The sequence below is a fragment of the Allobosea sp. GW822-FHT03F07 genome (genome assembly GCF_058801345.1).
Genome location: NZ_JBXAND010000017.1, coordinates 1 through 24595, shown reverse-complemented (window position 1 = coordinate 24595; position 24595 = coordinate 1). Strand labels below are relative to the sequence as shown.

Here is a 24595-nt window from a genome sequence, read left to right as displayed (position 1 = left end):
TGCCCTGTCAGATGGTCTGATTGTAGGCGCCGACTTCGGGGTTTCGGCGCAGCAAACCGTCGATGGCGGCGAACATCTCACGCATCCGCGCCTCCGAAACCGGGCTCTCACAGACCACGACGAGTTCCGGCTTGTTGGAGGAGGCCCTGACCAGACCCCAGGTGCCGTCGGCATTGACGACGCGTACGCCATTGACCGTGATGACGTCACGGATGGGCTGACCGGCGATCAGGCCTCCGCTGGCCTGGAGCGCCTCGATCGCTCCGGTGAAACGCTCGCTGACCTGATACTTGATCTCGTCGGCGCATTTCGCCGCCATGGTCGGCGTGCCCCAGGTCTTCGGCACGGCGGCATAGAGTTCGGCCATCGACTTGCCGGGGTTGCGATCGAGCATGTCGATGACGGCGATCGCGGTCACGACGCCGTCGTCATAGCCGCGGCCGACCGGCGCGTTGAAGAAGAAATGGCCGGACTTCTCGAAGCCGGCGAGCGCGTTCAGATCGCGCACGCGCCGCTTGATATAGGAGTGACCGGTCTTCCAGTAGTCGGTCTTGACGCCGAGAGCCTGCAGTTCCGGGTCCGTGTCGAAAAGGCCCGTCGATTTCACGTCCACGACGAACTGCGCGCCCGGATGCAGCTTGCCGAGATCGCGGGCCAGCATGACCCCGATCTTGTCGGCGAAGATCTCCTCGCCATGGTTGTCGACGACGCCGCAACGGTCGCCATCGCCGTCGAAGCCGAGCGCGACATCGGCGCCGTGCTCCTTCACGGCGTCGGCCATGGCGTGAAGCATCTTCATGTCTTCGGGGTTCGGGTTGTAGCGCGGGAAGGTGTGGTCGAGCTCGGCATCCATGGGGATGACCTCGCAGCCGAGCGCCTCCAGGATCTGCGGCGCGAAGGCCCCCGCCGTGCCGTTGCCGCAGGCGGCGATAACCTTGAGCTTGCGCGTGATCTTCGGCCGGTCGGTCAGGTCCTTGATATAGACCGCCGGGAAATCGGGCACGAAGATATAGGAGCCGCCGCCGACGAGATCGAATTCGCCGGCGAGCACGATCTCCTTGAGCGCGCTCATCTCCTCCGGGCCGAAGGTGACGGGCCGCTGCGCGCCCATCTTGATCCCGGTCCAGCCATTGTCGTTGTGGGAGGCGGTGACCATCGCGACGCAGGGCACGTCGAGCTCGAACTGGGCGAAATAGGCCATCGGCGACATCGCCAGCCCGATATCGTGGACCTTGCAGCCCGCCGCCATCAGGCCGGTGACCAGCGCCATCTTGATGGAGGAGGAATAGCCGCGGAAATCATGCCCGGTGACGATCTCGGGCTTGATGCCCATGCGCCGGATCAGCGTGCCGAGTCCCATGCCGACCGCCTGGACGCCCATCAGGTTGAGCTCCTGGCCGAAGAACCAGCGCGCATCATATTCCCGGAAGCCGGTCGGCTTCACCATCGGCAGGGACTCGTAGGCGAAGGTGTTGGGAAATAGCTCTGGCAGCGGCTTGGGGAACATCGGGTCATCCATGGCGGAAGAACAGCGCGACTCCGCATAGCGATCGCGCAGCGAAGACAAAAGAGGCATCCCCAGCGGCGTGTTCAGCCGCGAAGGACCATGCGGCCGGTCTGGACTTCGTAGCCCTTGAGCTTGCCGAGGAAGGAGGTGCCGAGCAGGCTCATGGAGAGTGCACCTTCAGGCAGGACGACGGCCTCGACATTGCGGACGAGAATCGAGCCGAGCCGGACCTCGCGCAAATTGACGCGCGCGCCCCTGACCGTGCCGTTGGCCGTGCTGAGCGCCATCTTGTAGTCCGCCGAGGAAAGCTGGATGCCGAGCGCCCGAGCATCCTTCGCCGTCAACGCGACAAGGCTCGCCCCGGTATCGACCAGCATTTGGATCCGGAAATTGTCGATCGAGGGATGAACGACGTAATGGCCGCGGTAGTCGGCGGCGATGGTGAGCGTCGGAGGCTCGCTCGGCCGCACTTCGGCAGGCTGCGCCTCGGCGGCGCGGGCCGGGGTGGGTCGACCCGTAGCAGTGACGGACGCTGCACTCGGCGCCTCATCCATACCGACGAACCCGGCGAGCTTCGAGCCGTAGCCGACCCCGCCCAACGATGCGATCGCCGCGATACCGAGCGCCCAGATGATCGGCCTTTGGGCCATCGCCAGCATGTCTCCCTCACTGACCTTGCGGCAAGGATGCCGCTCCAGTCCCTGCGGAAGCGTGAAGAGCGATCCTTGGATTGGCCGGTATCCGGGCGCTGCCGGCGGCTGCAAGAGAACAGGCTTAACATCGGCTTGCCGCATTCGACGGCCGGGGATCGCGAGAGGCCCTAGATGAAGGATTGCCCGACCAAAGCCTCGATCGCCTCGCGCCGCGGCACGCTGGGCTGTGCGCCAGCGACCGTACAGGCGAGCGAGCCCGCCGCCAGACCGCGCTGGAGCGCGCCGGAGAAGCCGAAGCCGGCCGACAGCGCGGCGGCGAAGGCTCCCGTGAAACTGTCCCCGGCCGCGACCGTGTCGACGACGGTCACGGCGGGCGCAGCGAGCCGGCGACGGACCCCGCCATGCCAGCCGACAACGCCTTCGGCCCCCAGCGTGACGATGCAGGCGATGCCGCGCTCGGCATCGCAGCGCCGGGCGATGTCGTCGGGCTCACGCTCCGGCCAGCCGAGCGACTCCGCCAGCACCAGAGCTTCGTGCTCGTTCACGACGAGTATATCGATGCAAGCGAGCAGTTCCTCGTCGGGTGGCCCGGCCGGGGCAAGGTTGAGCACGACGCGACCGCCGGCCTGCTTCATCAAACGCGACGCCATCCGGCATTCGGGTTCCGGCACCTCGCGCTGCAGCAGCAGGATGTCGCCCTCGCCGAGCGCCATGCCGGCCAACGCATCCGCCCGTGCCAGGGCGTTGGCGCCCGCTGCGACGACGATCTGGTTCGAGCCGGCAGCATCGACGGCGATGAAGGCCGCACCCGTCGGCGCCTCGGCCCGCGCGACATGGGAAAGGTCCACGCCATCCGTGACGAGCAGCGACAAAGCGATGTCCGCAAAGGCATCGCGGCCGACCGCGCCGACGAGCACGACCTCGGCTCCCGCGCGGCAGGCTGCAAGCGCCTGATTCGCCCCTTTGCCGCCGGCGTGAAGCGCATAGCCTGGACCGATCACGGTCTCGCCTGCTCCGGGCAGGCGTTCGACCGGCGTTACCAGATCGACATTGAGCGAGCCGAAGACGACGATCATGCCGAAACGCGCTCCGAAAGACGGCGAACGCCGGCGACGAAGGCGGCCTCCGGCGTCGTCATCCTGACCTCGATGCCGAGGGACGCCAGCGCCGCGCCATAGCTTTCGGCGAGAACGCCGTCGGCGACGAGATGAACGACGCCGCTCCACCCAAGAAGCGCCTGCGCGCCGGCGATCTCGTGCCCGACCAGCAAGGCGGAGAGATAGGGTCCGACGGCACCACCTGGCATCCGCCCCGCCAGCACCTCCGACCGGGATGCGAAGACCGTGTTGAGCAGCCCGCCGGGGCGGGCGGAGGCGGCAAGGCCCTCGGCGGCACCGCGAGCAGCGTCCTCGGCGGTGGGCTCCTCCGCGAGCCGAGAGAGAATCGAGTGCTGCCGCAGCAAGCCGTAGATCTCGCCGGTCATGAAGCTGGCAAAGCGGGTGATCCGGCCGCCCTTGATCAAGGCCCATTTCGAATGGGTGCCGGGCAGGCAGGCGATGCCGTCGTCGAGACCCAAGCCCACGATCAGCGTCTCCTCGCCGCGCATGACGTCGAAAGCGCCCTCGTCGCAGGAGAGGCCGGGCAGGATGGTCGCGGGCGAACCATCGGCGAGCGTGACCTTCATGCCGGCAGCGGCGATCTCGTCGGGCGAGGCCGGGCAGGCGACATAATGCGCCTCGATCCAGCCATTGCGGCTGCCGACCATCCCGGCGAGCACGATGTCCGCCTCGGGCGCGGACTTGCGCAGATCGCCGGCAATCGCCTCGAAAGCGGCCGGAAAGCCGCCGGGCGGGACCGACTGGATGCCCTGATCGGCGCTGCGGCGCTCCAGCACCTCGCCCGCCCCGGAAATCAGGAAAGCACGGGCGCGTGTCGTGCCCCAGTCCAGCGCGATCAGGAGTTTGGGCATGGGCGAAGCTCCGGCGAGATGCTTCGTCATTCCCGGGCGGAGCGAAGCGGGCCGCGAGACTCATCTGCGGGCGATGCCCGGGTCAAGCCCGGGCATCGCGGATTTCGTTGCTCACGCCTCGAAGAAGACCGTCTCGCCTTCGCCCTGCAGGCGAATGTCGAAGCGGAAGATGCCCTGCCCCGCCCGCTTCGCGATCAGCGTGTCGCGCCGATCGGCGGGAACGAGCGCCAGCACGGGGTCGTCCGCATTGCCCGGCTCGCCTTCGAAATAGATCCGCGTGGCGAGCCTGACCAGCAGCCCGCGCGCGAAGACCGAAACCGAGAGATGCGGCGCCTGCGTGCGGCCATCCGGCCCCGGCAGCGCCCCCGGGCGTATCGTATCGAAATGAAAGCCGCCCTCGGCCGTGGTCTCGGCGCGGCCGAAGCCGGTGAAGCCGGCATTGCCCGAGGCGTTGAAACGGCCCTGCGCATCGGCCTGCCAGATCTCTAGCATGGCGTCGCCGACGACCACGCCGTCGCCGTCATAGACGATGCCCTCGATGCGGATGCGCTCTCCCGCCACGCCATCGGTGGCGACCTGCTCGGTCGCGAGTCCGGTGCCGCCATAGGCGCGAGGTGTCAGCGCATAGGCGAAGAAGGGGCCGATGGTCTGCGAGGGTGTGATGCCGAGAGGCGCTTGCGGCTCAGTGGTCATGAGGCTCCTCCACCGGCGTCGCGTTGCGGCCGCGCAGAACGATGTCGAACTGATAGCCCAGCGCCCATTCGGGTTCGGTCGTCGCCAGGTCAAAGCGCGAGATCAGGCGCTCGCGCACATGCGCGTCGGTGATCGACTGGAAGATCGGATCGTATCTGAACAGCGGATCGCCCGGGAAATACATCTGCGTGATCACACGCGACAGGAAGCTCGGCCCGAACAGCGAGAAATGGATATGGGCCGGCCGCCAGGCATTGTGGTGGTTGCGCCAGGGATAGGCGCCGGGCTTGATCGTGACGAAGCGATAGCGGCCTTCGGCATCGGTCATCGCCCGGCCCGCCCCGGTGAAGTTCGGATCGAGCGGGGCGGGATGCTGGTCGCGGACATGGACATAACGGCCGCCGGCATTGGCCTGCCAGATCTCGATCAGCGTATGCGGCACCGGCCGTCCGTCCTCGTCCAGGACGCGGCCCGTGACGATGATGCGCTCGCCAAGAGGCTCGCCCGGATGCTGGCGCGTCAGGTCGGAATCACCGGCCGTCACCGCGGCATGGCCGAAGACCGGGCCGGTCGTCTCCGACAGCGTATGCGGCAGCAGGATCAGCGGCTTCGCGGGGGCCCGCTTGATCGTGGAGCCATAATCGGGCGACGCATTCAGCGGATGCGACTTCAGGCTGTCGCGGGAATAGATCAGGCTCATGCGGCCACTCCGTGGGCTTGCCTGGTGCGGGCGTGGAGATCGCGCAGGATGGAAAGCTCCTCAGCGGTGGCCGCAGGCGTCTCGGCCAGATCGGCCGCGAAGCGCAGCGGCCAGGCGCATCCTGCCTGGACCTGCTCGGGCGTGACGCCGGGGTGCAGCGAGACGACCGTGAGTTCGGCTGTCTCCGGATCCGGCTCCATCACGCACAGATCGGTCATGACCTTGGTCGGCCCCTTCGTCTTCAGGCCGAGCGCGGCCCGGTCGCCCTTGCCGGCGCCATGGCCGAAAGAGGTGACGAAAGGCAACTTCTCGACGAAGGCGCGCGTGCCCATCGCCATGGTGATGAAGATCTGGCCGCAATTGCTGGCGATCTCGGGAGCGCCGCCGCCGCCGGGCAAGCGAACCTTCGGCTGATCGTAGGGCCCGACGACCGTGGTGTTGAGATTGGCGAAGCGGTCGATCTGGGCACCGCCGAGGAAGCCGATGGTGATGCGCCCGCCCTGCAGCCAGTAGCGGAACATCTCGGGCACCGCGACCGTGGTCAGCGCAGTATCGCAAAGCTCACCATCGCCAATCGAAAGCGGCAGCACGCTCGGACGCGTCGAAAGCGTGCCGGACTCGTAGATCAGCGTGATCCTGGGGGCGTGGGTCAGCCGCGCCAGGTTGCACGCGGCCGAGGGCGCGCCGATGCCGACGAAGCAGACATCGGTATTGGTCAGCAGGCGCGCCGCCGCGATCGTCATCATTTCGGTCGGGGTCGCGGTCATCAGGCTGCCTCCCTCTGCGACAGCGCGTAGCGCGCGAAGGCATCAGGCCCCTTGTCGAGCACGTTTTCCTTGATCCAGGACAAGAACGTATCGCGCTCGCGGGCGATCTTGTCCCAGGCGATATAGAAATCGTTGGCGCGCTTGTAGTACCCATGCGCATAGGACGGATAGGCGCCGCCGGGGACATGGGCGATCGCGGTGACGGCCCAGGACGGCAGGATGACGGCATTGGCGTTACGCGGGCCGAAGTCGTCGACGATCTCCTCGACCGTGACGAGTGAGCGCTTCGCGGCCAGCACCGCCTCCTTCTGCACGCCGACGATGCCCTCGAGCAGGACATTGCCCTCGCGATCGGCCTTCAAGGCGTGGATGATGGCGGCATCCGGCCGGATCGCCGGCACCGTCGCCAGGACCTCGCCGGTATAGGGGCAGGTGACGGAGCGGATCTGCGGATTGACGCTCGGCAGATCGACGCCCTTGTAGCCCCGGAACACAGCAAAAGGCAGGTTAGCCGCGCCGGCCTCATAGGCATTGGCCATGGCGGCGTGGCTGTGCTCCTCGATCTCGAGCCGGTGCGGCCAGCCATTCTCGACCGCGTCGCGGAAGCGGTGCAGCGAGCCGACGCCGGGATTGCCGCCCCAGGAAAAGATCAGCTTTTCAGCGCAGCCGGTGCCGATCAGCTGATCGTAGATCAGGTCGGGCGTCATCCGGATCAGCGTCAGGCGACGCTTGCCCTGCCTGATCGTTTCATGTCCCGCCGCATGCGGGATCAGATGGGTGAAGCCCTCCATGGCGACGGAGCAGCCATCGCTCACCACCGCCTCGATCCCCTGGGCCAGGGAGACGAATTCCGCCACCTTGACATCTCCTCAATATGTGCGTTTATCGCACAATGTTCTGATAATCGAACTTTATGCCGCGGGGAGCAGGCGGTCAAGGATGGCAGGCGAAGCGCCCGACCGCGACCACATGGCGGCCCTCGAGAAGGGGCTGGCGGTGATCGAATGCTTCGACGCAGCTCATGACAGGCTCACCATCGCCGACGTCGCCCGCGCGACGGACCTCTCTCGCGCCGCAGCCCGTCGCTGTCTGCTGACGCTCACCCGGATCGGCTATGCCGAGTTCGACGGCAAGTTCTTCCGCCTGACGCCGCGCGTGCTGCGGCTGGGCCATGCCTGGCTCGCCTCTACCGCCCTGCCGCAACTGGTGCAGCCCTTCCTCGAACGGCTTTCCGAGGAAACCCACGAATCCTCCTCGGCCTCGCTGCTCGATGGGCATGAGATCGTCTACATCGCGCGTTCGGCACAGAGGCGGATCATGTCGGTCGGCCTCTCCGTCGGCACCCGCCTGCCGGCCTTCTGCACCTCGATGGGCCGCGTGCTGCTGGCCTGGCGCGATCCCGCGGATGCTCAGGCGCGAATCCTCGCCGGCAAGCCGAGGGCCCTGACGCCATATACGGTCACCGATCCGGCTCAGCTGGCCGAAATTCTTGCAAAGGTTCGCGAGCAAGGCCACTCCATCGTCGACCAGGAACTCGAACTCGGCCTGATCTCGCTGGCCGTGCCGCTGTTCAATGCGCGCGGCGAGGTCATCGCCGCCTTCAACATCTCCGGCCAGGTCCAGCGCAGCTCGGCCCAGGAGATGGTCGAGCAGTTCCTGCCGCGCCTGCGCGCGCTGCAGACGATGCTGCGCCCGCTGATCACCTGAAGGACAAGGCCATATGCTCGAACTCCAGGCGGGAAACCTGCGCGCACGCATCCATCCGGAAGCCGGCGGCGTCGTTGCCGCGCTGGAGTGGCGCGGGCCGGATGGGCGCCTGCACAAGCTGCTGCATTCCCCCGATGGCGCCGTGCCCTCGACCGCCGCGCCGAACAAGATGGGAAGCTGGGCGATGGCGCCCTTCGCCAACCGCGCCTTCGACGGCATCGTCGATGACGGCGTGGCGCGCTTCCTCGTCCCGAACAACAATCCGAACGGGGGCGGCAACATCCACGGCTTCGGCTGGCAGTCAGCCTGGGACATACTCGGTCAGACCGAGGGTCATGTGGCGCTGGAACATCGCCGCACCGCAGGTCCGGACCCCTATCGCTACCGGGTCAGACAGGAGATCCGCCTCGACGAGGCCGGCATGACCGTCGCACTCGCGATCACCAATGAGGCGGACCGGGCCCTGCCTTATGGCTTCGGCCATCATCCCTGGTTTCCCTGCGCAGCCGATACGCGGCTCGGTATGACCGCCAGCGGCGCGCTCGTTCTTGGCGACGCCTACCGCGCGACGGGGTCCGAAAGGCTTGCCGGAGGCGGGCCTTATGCCGACAAGCCGGTCTTCGCCACCGGCAGCGAGACGGCCTGGAGCTTCCTCGGCTGGGACGGCACGGCGCGGATCGAGACGCCCTCGGCCAGCCTCGCGATCACGCTGAGCGCCAGCGAGACGCTGCGCTGTCCAGTTGTCTGGGCGCCGGCCGGAGCGGATTTCCTCTGCGTCGAACCGCAAAGCCATGCCATAGGATCGCCGAGCGAAAAGGCCGCGCGAGAGGCCGCGCCGCTGACGCGGCTCGAACTGGGCGAGACGCTGTCAGGCTGGCTGAGAATCGCGCCAGAGGCGATCTAGCGAGAACTTGCAGGCGATGCTCGGGCCACGCCGGAGCAGGACGGCACCCGGCCTCAGCGCCAGCGCGGGCCAGGCTCGTAATAGCGCTGCAGATTATAGGGCTGGTAGCCATAGGCTCCGGCCGGCAGGGCCGGGCGCAGCAGGATCTGCTCGCGCGCCGCATCCCAGTTCGGGGCCCTGCGCTGCTGGGCGACCATCGTGTCCTGCTTGGCCTTGGCCTTCGCGATCTTGGCCTTGGCGCCACTCGACGATTTGGCGAATTGCGAGAGATTGTCGGACACGGCCCCATTCAGCGCGATCCGGGTCTGGCCGGCGCCGTGCTTCTTGACCAGCGCGAAGAGCTTGGCGGCATTGCTCGGATGCAGGCGGATGCAGCCATGCGATGCGGGCCGACCAAGGGCGCCGACCGCGGTCGTGCCGTGGATGGCGTAGCCGCCGCGGAAGAACACGGCATTGGGCATCGCGCCGCCATATTTGCGCGAGTACCAGCTCTTCTCCAGCCGCGTCGGGCGATAGACGCCATTGGGGGTGCGGTAACCCTGGCGGCCGGAGGAGATCGCCCAATTATAGGCCTCGCCATCGGTCGTCGTGACCTGGATGCGCTGGGTGGCGATGTTGACGCGGACGTCGACGCCGGCCTGGGCTGAAGCCGCACCGACAAGCGACAGGACAAGGGCGGCCAGCAGGCCGAGCACGCGACGCATCACACCACTCCGCAAAGACGCAACTGTTGAACGATGTGGCGTTGTCAGGCCCGCGGCCGCCGCCGTTCCTTTCAGGAAACGCCCGCGGCGGGCGCTTGTAAAGCGCCAAGGCGAAATGTGGTTTCCGGGCATGCGGCGACCGGTCTTTGCCGACGGCCGCGCCGGGTGTAGCAGCAGGAAACAGCCTCTCTTCGCCAGCACGGCTCCCCGGACACATGCTCGATACGCTCCTGCCGGCCGGCGTCGCGCCAGCCATCGCCCTGCTGCTGATCGCCGTCAGCTTCCTGACCTCGGCCTTTACCGCCGCCTTCGGCATCGGCGGCGGGGTGGCGATGCTGGGGGCGCTGGCCGGCACCGTGCCGCCCTCGGTCATCATCGCCGTGCATGGGCTGGTGCAGGTCGGCTCCAATGTGGGGCGCACCTTCGTGCAGCGGGCCCATGCCGTCTGGCCGCTGGTCGCGCGCTTCACGGCCGGCTCGGTCGTCGGCGTCCTGATCGGCGCCTTCCTCGTGATTGAATTGCCCGAGCGCATGCTGCTCGGTCTGCTCGGCGCCTTCATCCTCGTCATGGCCTGGCTGCCGAAGCCCCGCATTCCCGGCCTCGCCTCGAGCGGCCTCGTCATCGGCGGCGGTCTTTCGACCATCATCACCATGTTCGTCGGCGCCACCGGCCCCTTCGTTCAGGCGCTGCTGTTGCCGCTCGGCCTCGATAAGCGCCAGCTCATCGCGACGCACGCGGCCTGCACCATGGTCCAGCACCTGCTCAAGGTCTTCGCCTTCGGCGCGCTCGGCTTCGCCTTCGCCGACTGGCTGCCGCTGATCGCGGCGATGATCGTCTCGGGCTTCGCCGGGACGATGCTCGGGACAAGGTTGCTGGAGCGCCTGCCCGAGCGTTGGTTCCTGGTGGCGATCAAAACGATCCTGACGATCGTCGGGATCGATCTGCTCCGACGTGCCGCGGGCTACTGAGCCCGCCGGCAACGCTCAGCCAAGAGCGGCCTCACTTCACGAACTGGCCGTAGATCGTCGCGAATTCGCCGCTCGCCTTGGCAAGGTGAAGCCACTGGTCGACGAAGGCCTTGAAGGTCGCGTCGCCGCGCGGAAGCATGTAGCCCATCTCGCCATATTGCAGCGGCTCGTCGGGATTGACCGCGCAAAGGCCGGGCCTCGCCTTCTCCTGCACCTTGGTCTCGATCGATTCCGAGATCATCAGATCGGCGCGACCGGCCAGAATCTCGTCGAAGATCGTGACGTTGTCGGGATAGACGCGGATATCGGCCTTCTTGAAGTTGGCCCGCACGAAGCGCTCATTGGTGCCGCCGGGATTGACCACGACGCGGGTCTCCGGCTTGTCGATGTCGGCGACGGTCTGGAACTTCGCCTTGTCGGCGCAGCGCACGATCGGAGCCTTTCCGTTGACCAGATAGGGCGCGGAGAAGAACACCTTCTTCTGCCGATCGAGGGTCACGGAGATGCCTCCCATCGCGACGTCGCATTTGCCGGAGCCCATATCGGTCAGCAGGTCGGACCATTTGGTCTGAACGAATTTCGCCTCGACGCCGAGCGCCTTGGCGAGCGACTTCGCCAATTCGATGTCGATGCCTTCATAGCTGCCATCCTTCGCCAGCGTGAACGGCTTGTAGTCGCCGGTCGTGCAGACCTGCAGGGCGCCGCGGCTCGGGATCGCGTCGAGCGCGCTCTGCGACGCCTGCGCCAGGACGGCATGGGAGAGACCCGCGAAGAGCACAGTCGCGCTGGCGCGCAGCAAAAGGGACTTGGTGGCGCAGAGACGGGAGAAGATCGACATGGCGGCCTCGGGCTTCAGGAAGACGTGCCGGCAGCAAAGCAAGGAATGGGCCTGCCGGCAACGATCCGGGCCGCGCATTCCGCTTTCGCCAGCAATGTTCTAAGAGTAGCGCCGCCATTCGCCCGACAGCTTCGATCGATCCCCGTCATGACCCTGAAGACCCGCATCATTCCCTGCCTCGACGTCAAGGACGGCCGTGTCGTCAAGGGCGTGAAGTTCCTCGATCTCGTCGATGCCGGCGACCCGGTCGAGGCCGCCAAGGCCTATGACGCCGCCGGCGCCGACGAACTGTGCTTCCTCGACATCACGGCGAGCCATGAAGATCGCGGCATCCTGTTCGACGTCGTGACCCGCACTGCCGAGGCCTGCTTCATGCCGCTGACGGTCGGCGGCGGCGTGCGCAAGGTCGAGGACATCCGAGCCCTCTTGCTGGCGGGCGCCGACAAGGTCTCGATCAATACGGCCGCCGTGACCAACCGGCAATTCGTCAAGGAGGCCGCCGAGAAGTTCGGCGACCAGTGTATCGTCGTCGCCATCGACGCCAAGCAGGTCGCGCCCGGGCGCTGGGAGATCTTCACCCATGGCGGCCGCAACGCCACCGGGCTCGAGGCCGTCGCCTTCGCGCGCGAGGTCGTCTCGCTCGGCGCGGGCGAGTTGCTGGTCACCTCGATGGACCGCGACGGCACCAAGGTCGGCTATGATCTGGGGCTCACCGCTGCGATCGCGGACGCAGTCACGGTCCCGGTGATCGCCTCGGGCGGCGTCGGCGATCTCGACGATCTCGTCAACGGCGTGAAGCAGGGCCACGCCTCGGCCGTGCTCGCCGCCTCGATCTTCCATTTCGGCACCTACACGATCGGGCAGGCCAAGGCGCATATGGCGCAGGCCGGCCTCGCGATGCGGCTGGATTGAGACGTGACGAGGCTCCTTCGGACTGTCATTCCGGGGCTTCGCATAGCGAAGAACCCGGCACCCACGATCGGGCGAGCTGCTCGCAACTGGGTATCGGCTGTCTCACCAAGTCGTGGGTTCCGGGCTCGCGCCTGCAGCGCGCCCCGGAATGACAAGGGTTTGTCATGACCTTCACCCTGTCCGATCTCGAAGCGCGCATCGCCGAGCGCGCAGCCGCTTCCCCCGACGAATCCTGGACGGCGAAGCTGCTGGCCGCCGGGCCAGAGCGCTGCGCCAAGAAGTTCGGCGAGGAGGCGGTCGAGGCCGTCATTGCCGCGGTGAAGGGGGATCGCGACGAGTTGATCGCCGAAAGCGCGGATGTGCTCTATCATCTCTTGGTTGTACTCAGGGCGCGAAATGTTGCATTGCAAGACGTCTTGAGCCAGCTTGAGGCCCGTACCGTGCGCTCCGGTCTGGCGGAGAAGGCCGCACGGCCCCGTTGAGATCGAGGCTAGTGCTGCGTTGAACCTCGAAGCCTGGAATGCGGGTCGTCTCATGGACCAGCGTGTGATCCCCGCCCCGCATGATCCCGAGCTCGGCTCTCCCTATCGCTCGTTCTCGCGCGACGAGTGGGCGCATCTGCGCGCCGATACGCCGCTGACCCTGTCGGTCGACGATCTGACCAAGCTGCAATCGATCAACGACCCGATCTCGCTCGACGAGATCGTGGCGATCTACCTGCCGCTGTCGCGCCTGCTTTCACTCTATGTCGCGGCGACGCAGGGGCTGTTCAAGGCGACGCAGCGCTTCCTACTGGCCGAGGCCGAGGTCAAGGTTCCCTACATCATCGGCGTCGCCGGCTCGGTCGCCGTCGGCAAGTCGACCACGGCGCGCGTGCTCAAGGCGCTGTTGTCGCGCTGGCCGAACACGCCCAAGGTCGAGCTCGTCACCACCGACGGCTTCCTGCTGCCCAATGCCGAATTGGAGCGGCGCGGGCTGATGCAGCGCAAGGGCTTCCCCGAAAGCTATGACGGGGCTGCGATCCTGCGCTTCCTCTCGGACGTCAAGGCCGGCAAGCCGCAGGTGACCGCACCGGTCTATTCGCATCTCGTCTACGACGTGGTGCCGGGTGAAACGGTGACGGTCGAACGGCCGGACATCCTGATTCTGGAGGGGCTCAATGTTCTCCAGCCGAGCCGTATGCCCAAGGACGGCACGGTCATCCCCTTCGTCTCGGATTACTTCGACTTCTCGGTCTATCTCGACGCCGACGAGAACGATTTGCATCGCTGGTACGTCAACCGCTTCATGACGCTGCGCCAGACGGCCTTCCGCGATCCGCGCTCCTTCTTCCGCAAATATGCCGAGATCGGCGAGGAGGAGGCGCTTTCGATCGCTGAGAGCCTGTGGACCGGCATCAACCTGCCGAACCTGCAGGAGAACATCCTGCCGACCCGCCAGCGCGCCAGCCTGATCCTGACCAAGGGCGCGAGCCATCGCATCCAGCAGGTCGCGCTGCGGCGGCTTTAGACGATATGCCGCTCTGATGGAGGCGTTCTGGTCGCTCGCCGGCATGGCGGGCGCGGCCTTCGTCGCGGCTACACTGCTGCCGGCCCAGTCCGAGGCTGTCTTCGTCGGGCTGCTCGCCGCGCGAACGGTCGATCCGTTGGCGTTATTCCTGGTGGCATGTCTCGCCAACACGGCGGGATCGGTGGTGAACTGGTGGCTGGGGCGGCTGATCGCACTGCATGGTGTCGAGAAGCTGCCGCAGCGCCTGCGTCCTGATCCGCACCGGCTCGACCAAGCGCAGAGCTGGTTCGCGCGCTTCGGCTGGCCCTCGCTGCTCTTCGCCTGGCTGCCGATCGCCGGCGATCCGTTGACCTTCGTCGCCGGTACGCTGAATTATCCGCTCGGCCGCTTCGTTCTGCTGGTGTTCATCGGGAAGGCCGCACGCTACGCGGCGCTTTGGGCAGGCTGGACGGCGATGGCCTGATCGCTTGTCTTTGCGTTTGCGAAAGGTCGCGGCACGGGCTACCAGCTAGCGCCCTTTTGCAGGAGATTAGATCATGAGCATTCAGCGCATCGGCGTCGGTCCGCGCATGTCCAAGGCCGTCGTCCATGGCGATACCGTTTATCTGGCCGGCCAAGTCGCGGACAAGGCCGCAGGCAAGAGCGTCGCCGAGCAGACCGCCGAGATCCTTGGCATCATCGACGGGCTTCTGGCCGAAGCCGGCACCGACAAGAGCAAGCTTCTGATGGTCAATATCTGGCTGTCCGACATGTCGACCTTCGCCGAAATGAACGGCGTCTGGGACAAGTGGGTCATCGCCGGGCAGACGCCGGGCCGCGCCACGGTCGAGGCCAAGCTCGCCGCCCCGCAGTTCACGGTCGAGATCGCGGTTATCGCCGCCAAGTGAGCGGGGCCAAGTAAGCGACGCGCAGTGTGTCGCGCCGGTGTGACACACTGCCATCCTGTCCCGGCCGGGTGATCTTGACGGGCCTACGCATAAGAACTGTTCAATCGGCGGGGTAGGGGAACGGTCATCTCGTGAAGCAGCCGGACGATATTGCGGCTCTCATCGCGCGGGTCGCGGGGCGCCACGGCCTGCCGCCGGTGGCTCTGGCGGCCATGATCGCCGATTGGCTGCGCCGTCCCGGCGCAGCCGCACCCGGCGAGGCCCTGCTCGACCGCAAGGCGCTCGATCTCCTCGCCTTGACCACACGTCTTGCGATGCCACTCGACGACGCGACAATCCGCGGGCTTCGCAGCGCGGCTGCCACTGCAATTGCCGAAGGCCGTCTCGCCGATGCCGACAAGGCGCTGGCTCAGGCGGAACTGCATGCGATCGGCGGATCCACCGACCTCCCGGCGCTGCCGCTCGAGCGCCGGCTGCTGATTGGCGAGAATCGCGCCGACCGAGGGGCGCTCAGCTTCCTGCGCACGACGTCCGAGGCCTATCGCGAGGCTGCCGCGCGCTATGGCGAGGCCTCTGCCCTGATCGGCCTCGCCGATATCGAGCGCAGCCGGGCGGCCGCGCTCGACCAGGCCAGGACGCTGGCGCGGATCAGCGAGGATTTCGGCGGGCGCGAAGGCTATGACGCCGCCATGGCCGCGCTGCGCCGCCTGCTCCAGGGCCTCGACAGCGTGGCGGATACGGTTGCCTTCGCCGGCACCCAGGAAGCTCTGGCCGCCGCGTTGGAAGGCATAGCGGACATCACCGGGATGGCGGACCTGCGCGCCGAGGCGCTCGCTCATTGCGAAGCCGGGCTGGAGGATCTGCGCCGCGACGAGGCGCCCCAACTCTGGCAGGCGCTGAAGCTGCGTTTCGGGCGGCTCGCTGTGACCCTCGGGCTGGCGCGCGCCGATGATGGGCTGCTCGAGGATGCGATCGCCGCATTCGCCACGGTGTTCGCCGTTTGGGATCGCGGCACCGACGAGGCGCGCTGGCTCCAGGCCGAGCATCTGATCTCGCGCGCCCGGGCGGCGCTCGGCGGACGCCGGAACGACCTCGCCTTGCTGGAGCGCGCCTTCAACGGCCTCAACCGTGTCGCGAAGACGGTCGATCGCGCCCGCGACCCGCTGCGCTGGGCCGAACTCCAGGACCAGATGGGTGGCGTGCTCGCCGCCATGGGCAACCGCTATAGCGAGCCGGTCGTGCTGGAGGAGGCGATCGTCGCCTTCGCCGCCGCCCTCGAAGAGCGCCGGCGCGAGAGCGTACCCCTGCTCTGGGCGCAGACGCTCGGCAATCAGGCGGAGGCGATGCTCCGGCTCGCAGAGCGTAGCAAGGACAAGGCTCTGGCGCAGCGCGCTTTGGCACAGCTGGTCACGGCGGCGGACACGGCCCGGCGAGCGGCGGAGCGCAGCCCGATCGCCGTGGAGCTGCAGAAGCGGCTCGTCGCCGCCGGCGAGCAGGCGACCCGGCTGCTCGCGGGGTAAGCAGTGCTTCAGCGCGGGCGGCGACTCGCGAGTCGCTCCAGTGCCGCATCGAGCGTGGCGTCGCGCTTGGCGAAACAGAAGCGGACGACACTGCTGACCGCGCCCTCGGCGTAGAAGGCGCTGACCGGAATCGCCGCGACCCCGGTCTCCATTACGAGCCGCTTGCAGAAATCGACATCGTCGCTTTCTCCCAGTGAGGTGATGTCGACATTGAGGAAATAGGTCCCGACGCTCGGCAGCACATCGAAGCCGAGGCCGACCAGGCCGGAGGCGAAACGATCGCGCGAGCGCTGGAAATCGGCTCGCATCCCCTCGAAATAGCTGTCGTCCTTGCCGAGCCCATAGGCGACTGCTGCTTGCAGGTTCGGCGGCGTCGTGAAGGTGATGTACTGGTGCGCCTTGGCCAGCACCTTCATCAGCGCGGGCGCCGCCATCACCAGTCCGACCTTCCAACCCGTGAGTGAGAAGATCTTGCCGGCCGAGGAAATCTTGACCGTGCGCTCGCGCATGCCGGGTCGCCCCAGCACCGGGACATGCCGGCGGCCGTCGAAGACGACATGCTCCCAGACCTCGTCGCAGATCGCGACCGCGTCATGGCGGACACAGAAATCGGCGAGAAGGTCGAGATCGGCCGGGCTGAAGATCGTCGCGGTCGGGTTCAGCGGATTGTTGAACAGCACGACCCTGGTCTTCGGCGAGAAGGCCTTGGCCAGGGCCTCCTCACTCAGTCCGAAATACGGCGGCGTCAGCGTGACGAATTTCGGAATGCCGCCGGCGCGGCGCACCAGCGGGACATAGGCGTCGTACATCGGCTCGAACAGTACGACCTCGTCGCCGGGAGAGACGAGCGCCATCAGTGCGCCCGCGATCGCCTCGGTCGCACCCGATGTCACCATGATCTCGCTGTCGGGATCGAGATCGAGGCCCTGCCAGCGCTTGTAATGCGCCGCCGTGGCCTGGCGCAGCTCGGGCAGGCCCATCATCGGCGGATACTGGTTCCAGCCGTTCACGACCGCGTCGGCCGCCTTCTGACGGACGTCGAGCGGGCCCGGATCGTCCGGAAAGCCCTGGCCGAGATTAACGGCGCCCGTCTCGCGCGCGAGTTGCGACATGACTTCAAAGACACTGGTCGGAAGGGCAGAAAAAATCGGATTCATCGCGGTCGGTCGCCTGCGGCTCGAAAACAGGCGGCGCGTTTAGCATGGCGAGCCCCCGGACGCACGCCGTCGGAAGCTGATCAGCGCGCTGCATTTGCCCAATCAAATACGAAGTGATGATTATTGACATTCATCACTGGTCAGTATCTAGTGAGTCGGCCGGTTCACGACGGGCTCCCGCTGCGACTTCGCCCCTTTGGCGTAGCGGGGATTGGCGTGAACCGGTGACCCTCCTCCCCATCCCTGCTCTCTTGCCGCCGCTGCGTTGCCCGTTGCTCGCCGGATGCCCGGCGCCTAAGCAGGCGCATGGCCACGTCCCGCACCCCCGCAATCATGATTCTCGGCACCGGCTCCAATGTCGGCAAGTCGCTGATCGTCGCGGGCCTGTGCCGGCTCTTCGCCGATAGCGGGCTGAAGGTCAGGCCGTTCAAGCCGCAAAACATGTCGAACAATGCCGCCGCCACCGCCGCCGGCGAAATCGGCCGGGCGCAGGCGCTGCAGGCGCGCGCCGCGCGCATCCCGCCGCATGTCGACATGAACCCGGTGCTGCTGAAGCCGGAAAGCGACTCCGGCAGTCAGATCATCCTTCAGGGACAGGTCGCCGGGCATCTCGCCTCGGGCGACTTCGCACGGCGCGGCGACTTCCTGCCGAGGGTTCTGGAGAGCTTCGAGCGGCTGTCGGCCGACGCCGACCTGGTGATCGTCGAGGGCGCGGGCTCGCCGGCCGAGACCAATCTGCGGGCCCGCGACATCGCCAATCTCGGCTTCGCCCGCGCCGTCGGCGTGCCGGCGATCCTGGTCGGAGACATCGACCGGGGCGGCGTCATCGCCAGCCTCGTCGGCACCCATGCCGTGCTGGACGAGGCGGACCGCGGCATTATCCGCGCGTTCGCCGTCAATCGCTTCCGCGGCGAGGTCGCCCTCTTTGCCGACGGTGTCGAAACGATCCGCCAGGCAACGGGCTGGCCCTGCCTCGGCGTCGTGCCCTGGTTTTCGGACGCATCGCGCCTGCCGGCGGAGGACGGGCTCGACATTCGCTCTGGCCGGAAGCCGGGCGCGCGGCTGAAGATCGCGGTTCCCGTCCTGCCCGGCATCGCCAATTTCGACGATCTCGACCCACTCAAGCTGGAGAATGACGTCGACCTCGCTATGGTCAGGCCGGGGCAGGCGCTGCCGGGGGATGCCGACCTCGTCATCCTGGCCGGTTCGAAGACGACCTTGCGTGATCTCGCCGCCTTGCGCGCCCAGGGCTGGGACATCGATATCTTCGCCCATCGCCGGCGCGGTGGACATATCCTGGGCCTCTGCGGCGGCTACCAGATGCTCGGACGGGTGGTCCGCGATCCGCTCGGGCTGGAAGGCCCGGCCGGCGAGGCCGAAGGCCTCGGGCTGCTCGACGTCGAGACCGTGCTGGAGGGGACCAAGACGGTCCGCGAGGTCGATTTCGTCCATGCGACGAGCGCATCGGCGGGCCGCGCCTACGAGATCCATCTCGGCCGGACGGAGGGCGCCGACACGGCGCGCGCGCCGTTCAGGGTCGGCGAGCGGGCGGAGGGCGCCGCGAGTGGCGACGGCCGGGTGATCGGCAGCTATCTGCACGGCGTCTTCTCGGCGGACACGGTGCGGGCCGCCTGTCTCGGGGCTGTCGCGGGTTCGCGTCTGCCATCGAGCCTATCCTATGAAGGCGATGTCGAGGCGACGCTGGACCGGCTCGCCGCCCATCTGCAGGCTCATCTCGATATCGAGGCGATCCTGGCGCTGGCACGCGGGCGCTCGACGCACGGGTGACCTCCCACCGGAGGCGGAACATGGCCGGCGCGCCGCGCGTTGAATGCCTCAAAGCCTCGGCCCCGATCTGATCCAGATCAAGGCATGACGGGACATGGCAGGACATCCTGTTGAAACGCCTTATTCGCCATGATGTTGACGAATGATGAAATTCGTCATAGCGATCAATTCCCGCCGACAGCCGCAGGCCCAGCAAAATAGGCAAGAGCCGTGAGTCTTCCCGAGCGCGATACGAGGCAGAGCATCGTCGATACCGCCGAGCGCTTCTTCCGCGACATCGGCTACCAGAAGACGACTGTTGCCGACATTGCCAAGTCGCTGCGCATGAGCCCGGCGAACGTCTATCGCTTCTTCGATTCCAAGAAGTCGATCAACGAGGCGGTTCTCGCCCGCTTCAAGGGCGAGCTCGAGGAATCGCTGTCGATCATCATCGCGGAATCCCGGCCCGCCAAGAGCCGGCTGCGCGAGATGCTGCTGACCGTGCACAGGGTCAATCAGGCGCGCTTCGCCGACCAGCAGCGCATGCAGGAGATGGTCTGCGCCGCGATGGAGGAAAGCTGGGACGCGATCCTCGGCCATATCGAGCGCTTCGACGCCCTGCTCGCCCGCGTCGTCGCCGAGGGCGTCGCCAATGGCGAGTTCCGCGCGCTCGATCCGATGGCCGCCACGCAATGCATCCGCACGGCGATGCTCCGTTTCCAGCATCCGCTGCTGATGGCCCAGTGCGAGCGGATTCCCGGTCCCTCGGCAGAGGAGTTGATCGACTTCATCATGACCGCGCTGGAACAGCCGAAGCTCGGCGCCTGACCGGCCTGTCGAGTCGCCTGTCGCCGCGGCCGCGTTGACAAGCCGCTGAGGGAGCGGGATACCCCGCCTGTCATGGCCAGCCTCTTCAAGCAGAGTTTCAAGAAACTCGCCGTCATCGTCCACGATCTCGTGGTCACGGCGCTCGCGATCTGGCTCGTCTTCGTCGTGCGGTTCGAGGGCTGGCAGCTCGACGAGCATCTGCGCTACCTGCCGCGTTTCCTCCCCTTTTTCGTGGCCTATGCAGGTCTCGTCTACTGGTTCTTCTCGCTTTACCGCTCAAAGTGGCGGTTCGCGTCGCTGCCGGACCTGTCGAACATCGTCAAGGCGGTCTCGATCCTGACGCTGACGCTGCTCGTCGTCGACTATGTGCTCGTCGCGCCGAATTTCTACGGCGCCTTCTATTTCGGCAAGATCACCATCGCGCTCTACTGGCTGGTCCAAATCTCGCTGCTCGGGGGCCCGCGCCTCGCCTATCGCTATTTCAAGTTTTCGCGCACCCGCCGGCATGCGGCGCGCGAGGCTTCCCTGCCCGCCCTGCTGCTCGGGCGCGGCTTCGAGGTCGAAATGGTGATCCGCGCCATGGAGGCCGGCACCATGCGCAAGCTCAGGCCCGAGGGCATCCTGTCGCCCCGCGCCGACGATCTCGGGCAATCGATCCGGGGCGTGCCCGTCCTTGGCCTGCTCTCGGATATCGAGCGTATCGCGGGCGACGCAGCCGAACGCGGCGAGGGCTTCCGCCGCATCGTCGCGACGCCGAGCGCGCTCCTGCCGGAGGCGGAGCCCGATAAATGGCTCGCCCGCACGCGCAAGCTCTCCCTGCCGATCTCACGCATCGAGACGCTCGGCGAGGGTGTTCGCGACACCGAAATTGCGCCGCTGGAGATCGAGGATCTGCTGGTGCGCTCGACCGTCAAGATCGACCGCGAACGGCTCGGCACCTTCCTGAGGGGCAAGCGCGTCATCGTCACCGGCGGCGGCGGCTCGATCGGCTCGGAGATCTGCCTGCGTTGCGCCGCCTTCGGCGCAGCCGAACTCCTGGTCGTCGAGAGTTCCGAGCCGGCCCTGTTCCAGATCACGGAGCAACTCTCGGTCCATGGCCACGACACAGTCGTCTCCGGCGCGCTGGCGGATGTGCGCGATCGGGCCCGGATCGCGCCGCTCTTCGCGGAATTCCGGCCCGACATCGTGATCCACGCCGCCGCGCTGAAGCATGTGCCCTATCTCGAGGCGGACTGGAGCGAGGGCGTCAAGACCAACATCTTCGGCTCGGTCAACGTCACCGATGCCGCGATCGCCGCCAATGCCAAGATCTTCGTGCTGATCTCGACCGACAAGGCGATCGAGCCCGTCTCAATGCTGGGCGCGACCAAGCGCTTTGCAGAGATGTACGCCCAGTCGCGCGACGCCGAATTCGTCGCGGCCGCGGCCGGGATGCGCCTGGTCGCCGTGCGCTTCGGCAATGTGCTCGGCTCGGTCGGCTCGGTGGTGCCGAAATTCAAGGCGCAGATCGCGCGCGGCGGGCCGCTGACCGTCACCAGCCCGGACATGATCCGCTACTTCATGACGATCCGAGAGGCCTGCGACCTCGTCCTGACGGCAGCCTCGCATGCCCGCTCGGACGGGCCCGAGGCCGAGCGGGCCGCCGTCTACGTCCTCAAGATGGGCCAACCAGTCAAGATCATGGACCTCGCCGAGCGGATGATCCGTCTCGCCGGTTTCGAACCCGGCGAGGACATCGAGATCGCCGTCACCGGCGTCCGGCCGGGCGAGCGCCTGAACGAAATCCTCTTCGCCCATGACGAGCCGATGGCCGAGACCGGCCTCGACGGCGTGATGGCGGCCAAGCCCGTCTTCGCCAACCGCGCCCGACTGCAGGCCTGGCTCGCACGGCTGGAGGCGGCGCTGAAGGCCGATGATCGCACCGCCGCCGACGCCGTGCTCGACGAGGCGATCCCCGATTTCAGCCAGCGCCAGGCGCCGCCGCCAGGCGCTCGAGAGCAATCTGCGTCGCCAGCGGCGGCCGCCAGCCTGCCCTGAGCAGCCCCTCCGGCAGCGCGACGAGGCTGCCGCTCAGCTTGACGAAGGCGCCCTCCTGCCCAACGACGCGTGCCGCCAGCCGCAAAAAGCCGGGCGGCACGGCGATCAGGCCCGGCCCGCGCCCCATGCCGGCCCGCAGCGCCGTCAGGATAGCGGCGATGCTGATCGGCTCCGGATCGGCGACGGTGAAGACGCGGCGCGCCGGGCAGGCCGGCGTCAGCGCAAACAGCACGGCATCGGCCAGGTTCTCGACCGCTAGCAGCGAGCGTGGTGCGGTCAACCCACCGAGAGGCAAGGGAACGGGCAGACGCGCGAGCTTCAGCAGCGCCGCCATATTGGCCTTCACGCCCGGCCCGTAGACCAGGACCGGCCGCAGCGCGACCCAGTCGAAATCGAGCCGGGCCAGGCCCTGCTCCGCGGCCAGTTTCGAGCGGCCATAGGCGTCGTCGGGCGCGGGCGCGTCGTCCTCGCGCAAGGGCGGCCCGTCGAAGGCGCCGGTCTGCGCCTTGATCGAGGAGATGCAGACGAAACGCGAGACGCCGGCGCGATAGGCCGCCTCGGCCAGCTCCAGCGTCGCCTGCGTGTTGACGCGCCGATAGAGCTCTTCGTCGAGGCCTGGGCCGGCATGGGCAAGGCCGGCGAGATGGACGACATGCTGGACGTCTTGGAGCGCCCGGTTCCAGTCGACCGGCGAAGCGAGGTCACCGGTCACGACCGTTTCGATCCCGGCAGGGGCCGGTGCCGGAGAGCGCTGCGTGACACGCACGCGGTAGCCGGCCGTCCTCAGCGCGGCGACGACATGCGGCCCGACGAAGCCGCCGGCGCCCGTGACGAGGACCCGCTCGCCGTTCATGCGATGGGGGCCGGCCGCGAGAAGCGCCGCAGCAGCAGTCCGGTCAGGAGGATCGCAGCAGCAAGGCAAGCCCATTGCGCCAGCGAGGAGCGGATCAGGATGCTTGCTGCCGCCAACCCGATCAACGCGAGGTTGAGCAGCGCGATCTGTGTGACAATACTCAAGACGCTATGCCCGTTCGTCGTCGCCTGCTGGTAGAAGTGCGAGCGATGCGCCTCCCAGACCTTCTCGCGGCGCGCCAGCCGGCGCAGCAGCGTGATCGTGGCGTCCATGACGTGGTAGAGGGGCAGGATCAGCGCCGCCGCCAGCGCATCTGAGCCCGCGAGCCGGTAGAGCAGATAGGCCGTGACGAGCCCGATCGGCAGCGAGCCCACATCCCCCAGGAACAGCCGTGCCGTCGGCTTGTTGAAGGGTGCAAACCCGATCAGCCCGCCGCACAGGGCGGCCGCCAACAGCCCCGTCGCCGGGTCGATCAGCCCCAGATTGCCGGCGAGCGCAAGGGCACCGGCCAGCGGCAGAAAGCCGACGACGGTGATCCAGTCGATCCCATCCATGAAATTCGTCAGGTTGACGAACCAGATGCCCGCGAGCAGCGCGAGGCAACGTTCGACGGCCAGCGGCATCAGATCCGGAAACAGCCGCACATCCGGCGCGGCGTAAACGATCACCACCGCGACACAGAGCGCCTGCAGGCCAAGCCGCATCCCGGCCGAAAGCGGCCGGATGTCGTCCCAGGCACCGACCACAGCCAGCACAAGGGCCGCCGCCATGACGAAAGCGCCGCTGTCGGCAGCCGGCAACGGCGGCAGGAGCTGCAAAGCCAGCCCCTGAGCGAGGAAGGCGCCGGCCAGAACGGCGATGCCACCGCCTTGCGGCGTCGGCACGCGATGGCTCGAGCGGGCATTGGGCCGAGCCAGCGCATAGCGGACCAGCAGCGGGCGCAGCAGCACGCAGAGCGCCGCCGAGACGACAGCCGAGACGAGCAGGGTCAGGATGGGGGCGAGAGCGATTTCCAAGGCGGGCGGGGACCAGAACGTGATTGCGAACTCCCTAGAGCCGGATCCGATCAGGTTGAGTCAACCTGATCGGTGAATCCGTTTCAAAACTCAAGTGGAGAGCCCGTTTTCACCCATCGGCGACACATCCTTGCCTTGACGCGGACAAAGAGAGAACATGCGGCATGCCCTTGCCCGATTCCGTCCTCAATCCGCCGCCCGCGCGGCCCGACATCACCCGTGCCGTCTGCCGCGGCGCCGGGCGGCATCTGCGCGAGCGCGGCTATGCGATCGTCAAGGAGATGACCTTCGCCAATGGCCGGCGCGGCGACATCGTCGCCCTCGCGCCGTCCGGCGAATTGCTAGTGGTCGAGGTCAAGTCGGGGATCGAAGACTATCGCGTCGACGGCAAATGGCCGGATTACCGCGATTATTGCGACGGTTTCCTCTTCGCCGTCGCGCCCGAGTTCCCGCAGGAGATCCTGCCCGAGGATGTCGGATTGATCGTCGCCGACGCCTATGGCGGCGCGCTGATCCGCGAGGCTCCGCGCCATCCGTTGGCACCGGCGCGGCGCAAGGCCCTGACCATCGCCTTCGCCAAGCTCGCAGCCGGCCGCTTGGCGCTGATCGAGGACCCGGGTGTCTAGGTGACCGACTCATAACTTCGCAACCAGATGCGGATTGAAGCGAGCTGGACTGATGCGAGGAAGTTGTCGTCCC

At 67.2% G+C, this 24595-nt stretch carries 26 protein-coding genes; 13 read left to right on the top strand and 13 right to left on the bottom strand.

Annotation, left to right across the window (positions count from 1 at the left end; translation table 11 throughout):
• Positions 1-7: 7 nt before the first annotated feature.
• From AC1RMY_RS25275 to AC1RMY_RS25240, 8 genes are all read right to left on the bottom strand, one after another.
• Positions 8-1507 (bottom strand): phosphomannomutase/phosphoglucomutase, encoded by a 1500-nt coding sequence (locus AC1RMY_RS25275; RefSeq protein WP_492869312.1) that lies wholly within the window; start codon positions 1505-1507, stop codon positions 8-10.
• Positions 1508-1590: 83 nt separating this feature from the next.
• On the bottom strand, positions 1591-2157 hold the full coding sequence (locus AC1RMY_RS25270) for a retropepsin-like aspartic protease family protein (protein WP_492869310.1): 567 nt from the start codon (positions 2155-2157) through the stop codon (positions 1591-1593).
• A 170-nt stretch (positions 2158-2327) separates the two neighbouring features.
• Positions 2328-3236: a ribokinase gene (locus AC1RMY_RS25265; RefSeq protein ID WP_492869308.1), complete on the bottom strand. Its 909-nt coding sequence runs from the start codon at positions 3234-3236 to the stop codon at positions 2328-2330.
• The gene (locus AC1RMY_RS25260) at positions 3233-4129 is read right to left on the bottom strand and encodes a 2-dehydro-3-deoxygalactonokinase (protein WP_492869307.1); all 897 of its coding nucleotides are present in this window, start codon (positions 4127-4129) and stop codon (positions 3233-3235) included. The genes AC1RMY_RS25265 and AC1RMY_RS25260 overlap by 4 nt, the downstream gene beginning before the upstream one ends.
• 111 nt (positions 4130-4240) lie before the next feature.
• Entirely contained in the window at positions 4241-4822 is a 582-nt protein-coding gene (pcaG, locus tag AC1RMY_RS25255) for a protocatechuate 3,4-dioxygenase subunit alpha (protein ID WP_492869306.1), read from the bottom strand.
• Positions 4812-5522: a protocatechuate 3,4-dioxygenase subunit beta gene (pcaH, locus tag AC1RMY_RS25250; RefSeq protein WP_492869305.1), complete on the bottom strand. Its 711-nt coding sequence runs from the start codon at positions 5520-5522 to the stop codon at positions 4812-4814. Before pcaH ends, pcaG begins: the two co-directional genes overlap by 11 nt.
• On the bottom strand, positions 5519-6292 hold the full coding sequence (locus AC1RMY_RS25245; protein ID WP_492869367.1) for a CoA-transferase subunit beta: 774 nt from the start codon (positions 6290-6292) through the stop codon (positions 5519-5521). The genes pcaH and AC1RMY_RS25245 overlap by 4 nt, the downstream gene beginning before the upstream one ends.
• The gene (locus AC1RMY_RS25240) at positions 6289-7146 is read right to left on the bottom strand and encodes a CoA transferase subunit A (RefSeq protein WP_492869304.1); all 858 of its coding nucleotides are present in this window, start codon (positions 7144-7146) and stop codon (positions 6289-6291) included. Before AC1RMY_RS25240 ends, AC1RMY_RS25245 begins: the two co-directional genes overlap by 4 nt.
• Positions 7147-7228: 82 nt before the next feature.
• On the opposite strand from AC1RMY_RS25240, the gene AC1RMY_RS25235 reads away from it, so the two are divergent.
• Positions 7229-7996: an IclR family transcriptional regulator gene (locus AC1RMY_RS25235; protein WP_492869303.1), complete on the top strand. Its 768-nt coding sequence runs from the start codon at positions 7229-7231 to the stop codon at positions 7994-7996.
• A 13-nt stretch (positions 7997-8009) separates the two neighbouring features.
• Positions 8010-8900, top strand: coding sequence for an aldose epimerase family protein (locus AC1RMY_RS25230; protein WP_492869301.1), 891 nt, complete (start codon positions 8010-8012; stop codon positions 8898-8900).
• Positions 8901-8953: 53 nt separating this feature from the next.
• Here the strand turns inward: AC1RMY_RS25230 and AC1RMY_RS25225 are convergent, their stop codons facing one another.
• A complete protein-coding gene (locus AC1RMY_RS25225; RefSeq protein WP_492869300.1) occupies positions 8954-9604 on the bottom strand; it encodes a L,D-transpeptidase in 651 nt (216 codons plus the stop codon).
• A gap of 215 nt (positions 9605-9819) precedes the next feature.
• Between AC1RMY_RS25225 and AC1RMY_RS25220 the strand changes: the two genes are divergently transcribed.
• Complete coding sequence (locus tag AC1RMY_RS25220; RefSeq protein WP_492869298.1) at positions 9820-10572, top strand: sulfite exporter TauE/SafE family protein; 753 nt, start codon at positions 9820-9822, stop codon at positions 10570-10572.
• Between the two features lie 31 nt (positions 10573-10603).
• Here the strand turns inward: AC1RMY_RS25220 and AC1RMY_RS25215 are convergent, their stop codons facing one another.
• Positions 10604-11410, bottom strand: coding sequence for a transporter substrate-binding domain-containing protein (locus tag AC1RMY_RS25215; RefSeq protein ID WP_492869297.1), 807 nt, complete (start codon positions 11408-11410; stop codon positions 10604-10606).
• 147 nt (positions 11411-11557) lie between these two features.
• Between AC1RMY_RS25215 and hisF the strand changes: the two genes are divergently transcribed.
• The 6 genes from hisF to AC1RMY_RS25185 all read left to right on the top strand — a co-directional run bounded on the left by hisF (position 11558) and on the right by AC1RMY_RS25185 (position 16238).
• Positions 11558-12322: an imidazole glycerol phosphate synthase subunit HisF gene (gene hisF / locus AC1RMY_RS25210; RefSeq protein ID WP_492869295.1), complete on the top strand. Its 765-nt coding sequence runs from the start codon at positions 11558-11560 to the stop codon at positions 12320-12322.
• A 164-nt stretch (positions 12323-12486) separates the two neighbouring features.
• Positions 12487-12804: a phosphoribosyl-ATP diphosphatase gene (locus AC1RMY_RS25205; protein WP_492869293.1), complete on the top strand. Its 318-nt coding sequence runs from the start codon at positions 12487-12489 to the stop codon at positions 12802-12804.
• Positions 12805-12856: 52 nt separating this feature from the next.
• Entirely contained in the window at positions 12857-13831 is a 975-nt protein-coding gene (gene coaA, locus AC1RMY_RS25200; protein WP_492869291.1) for a type I pantothenate kinase, read from the top strand.
• Positions 13832-13847: 16 nt separating this feature from the next.
• Positions 13848-14294, top strand: coding sequence for a YqaA family protein (locus tag AC1RMY_RS25195; protein ID WP_492869290.1), 447 nt, complete (start codon positions 13848-13850; stop codon positions 14292-14294).
• Positions 14295-14367: 73 nt separating this feature from the next.
• Positions 14368-14718, top strand: a complete 351-nt coding sequence (locus AC1RMY_RS25190) for a RidA family protein (RefSeq protein WP_492869288.1) — start codon at positions 14368-14370, stop codon at positions 14716-14718.
• Positions 14719-14849: 131 nt separating this feature from the next.
• The gene (locus AC1RMY_RS25185; RefSeq protein WP_492869286.1) at positions 14850-16238 is read left to right on the top strand and encodes a hypothetical protein; all 1389 of its coding nucleotides are present in this window, start codon (positions 14850-14852) and stop codon (positions 16236-16238) included.
• Positions 16239-16246: 8 nt separating this feature from the next.
• On the opposite strand, the gene AC1RMY_RS25180 is transcribed toward AC1RMY_RS25185, so the two are convergent.
• Entirely contained in the window at positions 16247-17395 is a 1149-nt protein-coding gene (locus AC1RMY_RS25180; RefSeq protein ID WP_492869284.1) for an aminotransferase, read from the bottom strand.
• A gap of 306 nt (positions 17396-17701) precedes the next feature.
• Here AC1RMY_RS25180 and AC1RMY_RS25175 point away from each other — a divergent pair, with 306 nt between their 5' ends.
• From AC1RMY_RS25175 to AC1RMY_RS25165, 3 genes are all read left to right on the top strand, one after another.
• Positions 17702-19183 (top strand): cobyric acid synthase, encoded by a 1482-nt coding sequence (locus tag AC1RMY_RS25175; protein ID WP_492869282.1) that lies wholly within the window; start codon positions 17702-17704, stop codon positions 19181-19183.
• Between the two features lie 210 nt (positions 19184-19393).
• Positions 19394-19990, top strand: coding sequence for a TetR/AcrR family transcriptional regulator (locus AC1RMY_RS25170; RefSeq protein ID WP_492869280.1), 597 nt, complete (start codon positions 19394-19396; stop codon positions 19988-19990).
• Positions 19991-20062: 72 nt separating this feature from the next.
• On the top strand, positions 20063-22027 hold the full coding sequence (locus AC1RMY_RS25165; protein WP_492869278.1) for an SDR family NAD(P)-dependent oxidoreductase: 1965 nt from the start codon (positions 20063-20065) through the stop codon (positions 22025-22027).
• On the opposite strand, the gene AC1RMY_RS25160 is transcribed toward AC1RMY_RS25165, so the two are convergent.
• Positions 21951-22880, bottom strand: coding sequence for an NAD-dependent epimerase/dehydratase family protein (locus tag AC1RMY_RS25160; protein WP_492869276.1), 930 nt, complete (start codon positions 22878-22880; stop codon positions 21951-21953). The genes AC1RMY_RS25165 and AC1RMY_RS25160 overlap by 77 nt on opposite strands.
• Positions 22877-23896 carry an MraY family glycosyltransferase gene (locus AC1RMY_RS25155; RefSeq protein ID WP_492869274.1) on the bottom strand — a complete coding sequence of 340 codons (1020 nt, stop codon included), beginning with the start codon at positions 23894-23896 and terminating at the stop codon, positions 22877-22879. Before AC1RMY_RS25155 ends, AC1RMY_RS25160 begins: the two co-directional genes overlap by 4 nt.
• 164 nt (positions 23897-24060) lie before the next feature.
• Between AC1RMY_RS25155 and mmcB the strand changes: the two genes are divergently transcribed.
• Positions 24061-24522, top strand: a complete 462-nt coding sequence (gene mmcB / locus AC1RMY_RS25150; RefSeq protein ID WP_492869273.1) for a DNA repair putative endonuclease MmcB — start codon at positions 24061-24063, stop codon at positions 24520-24522.
• Positions 24523-24595: the final 73 nt, after the last annotated feature.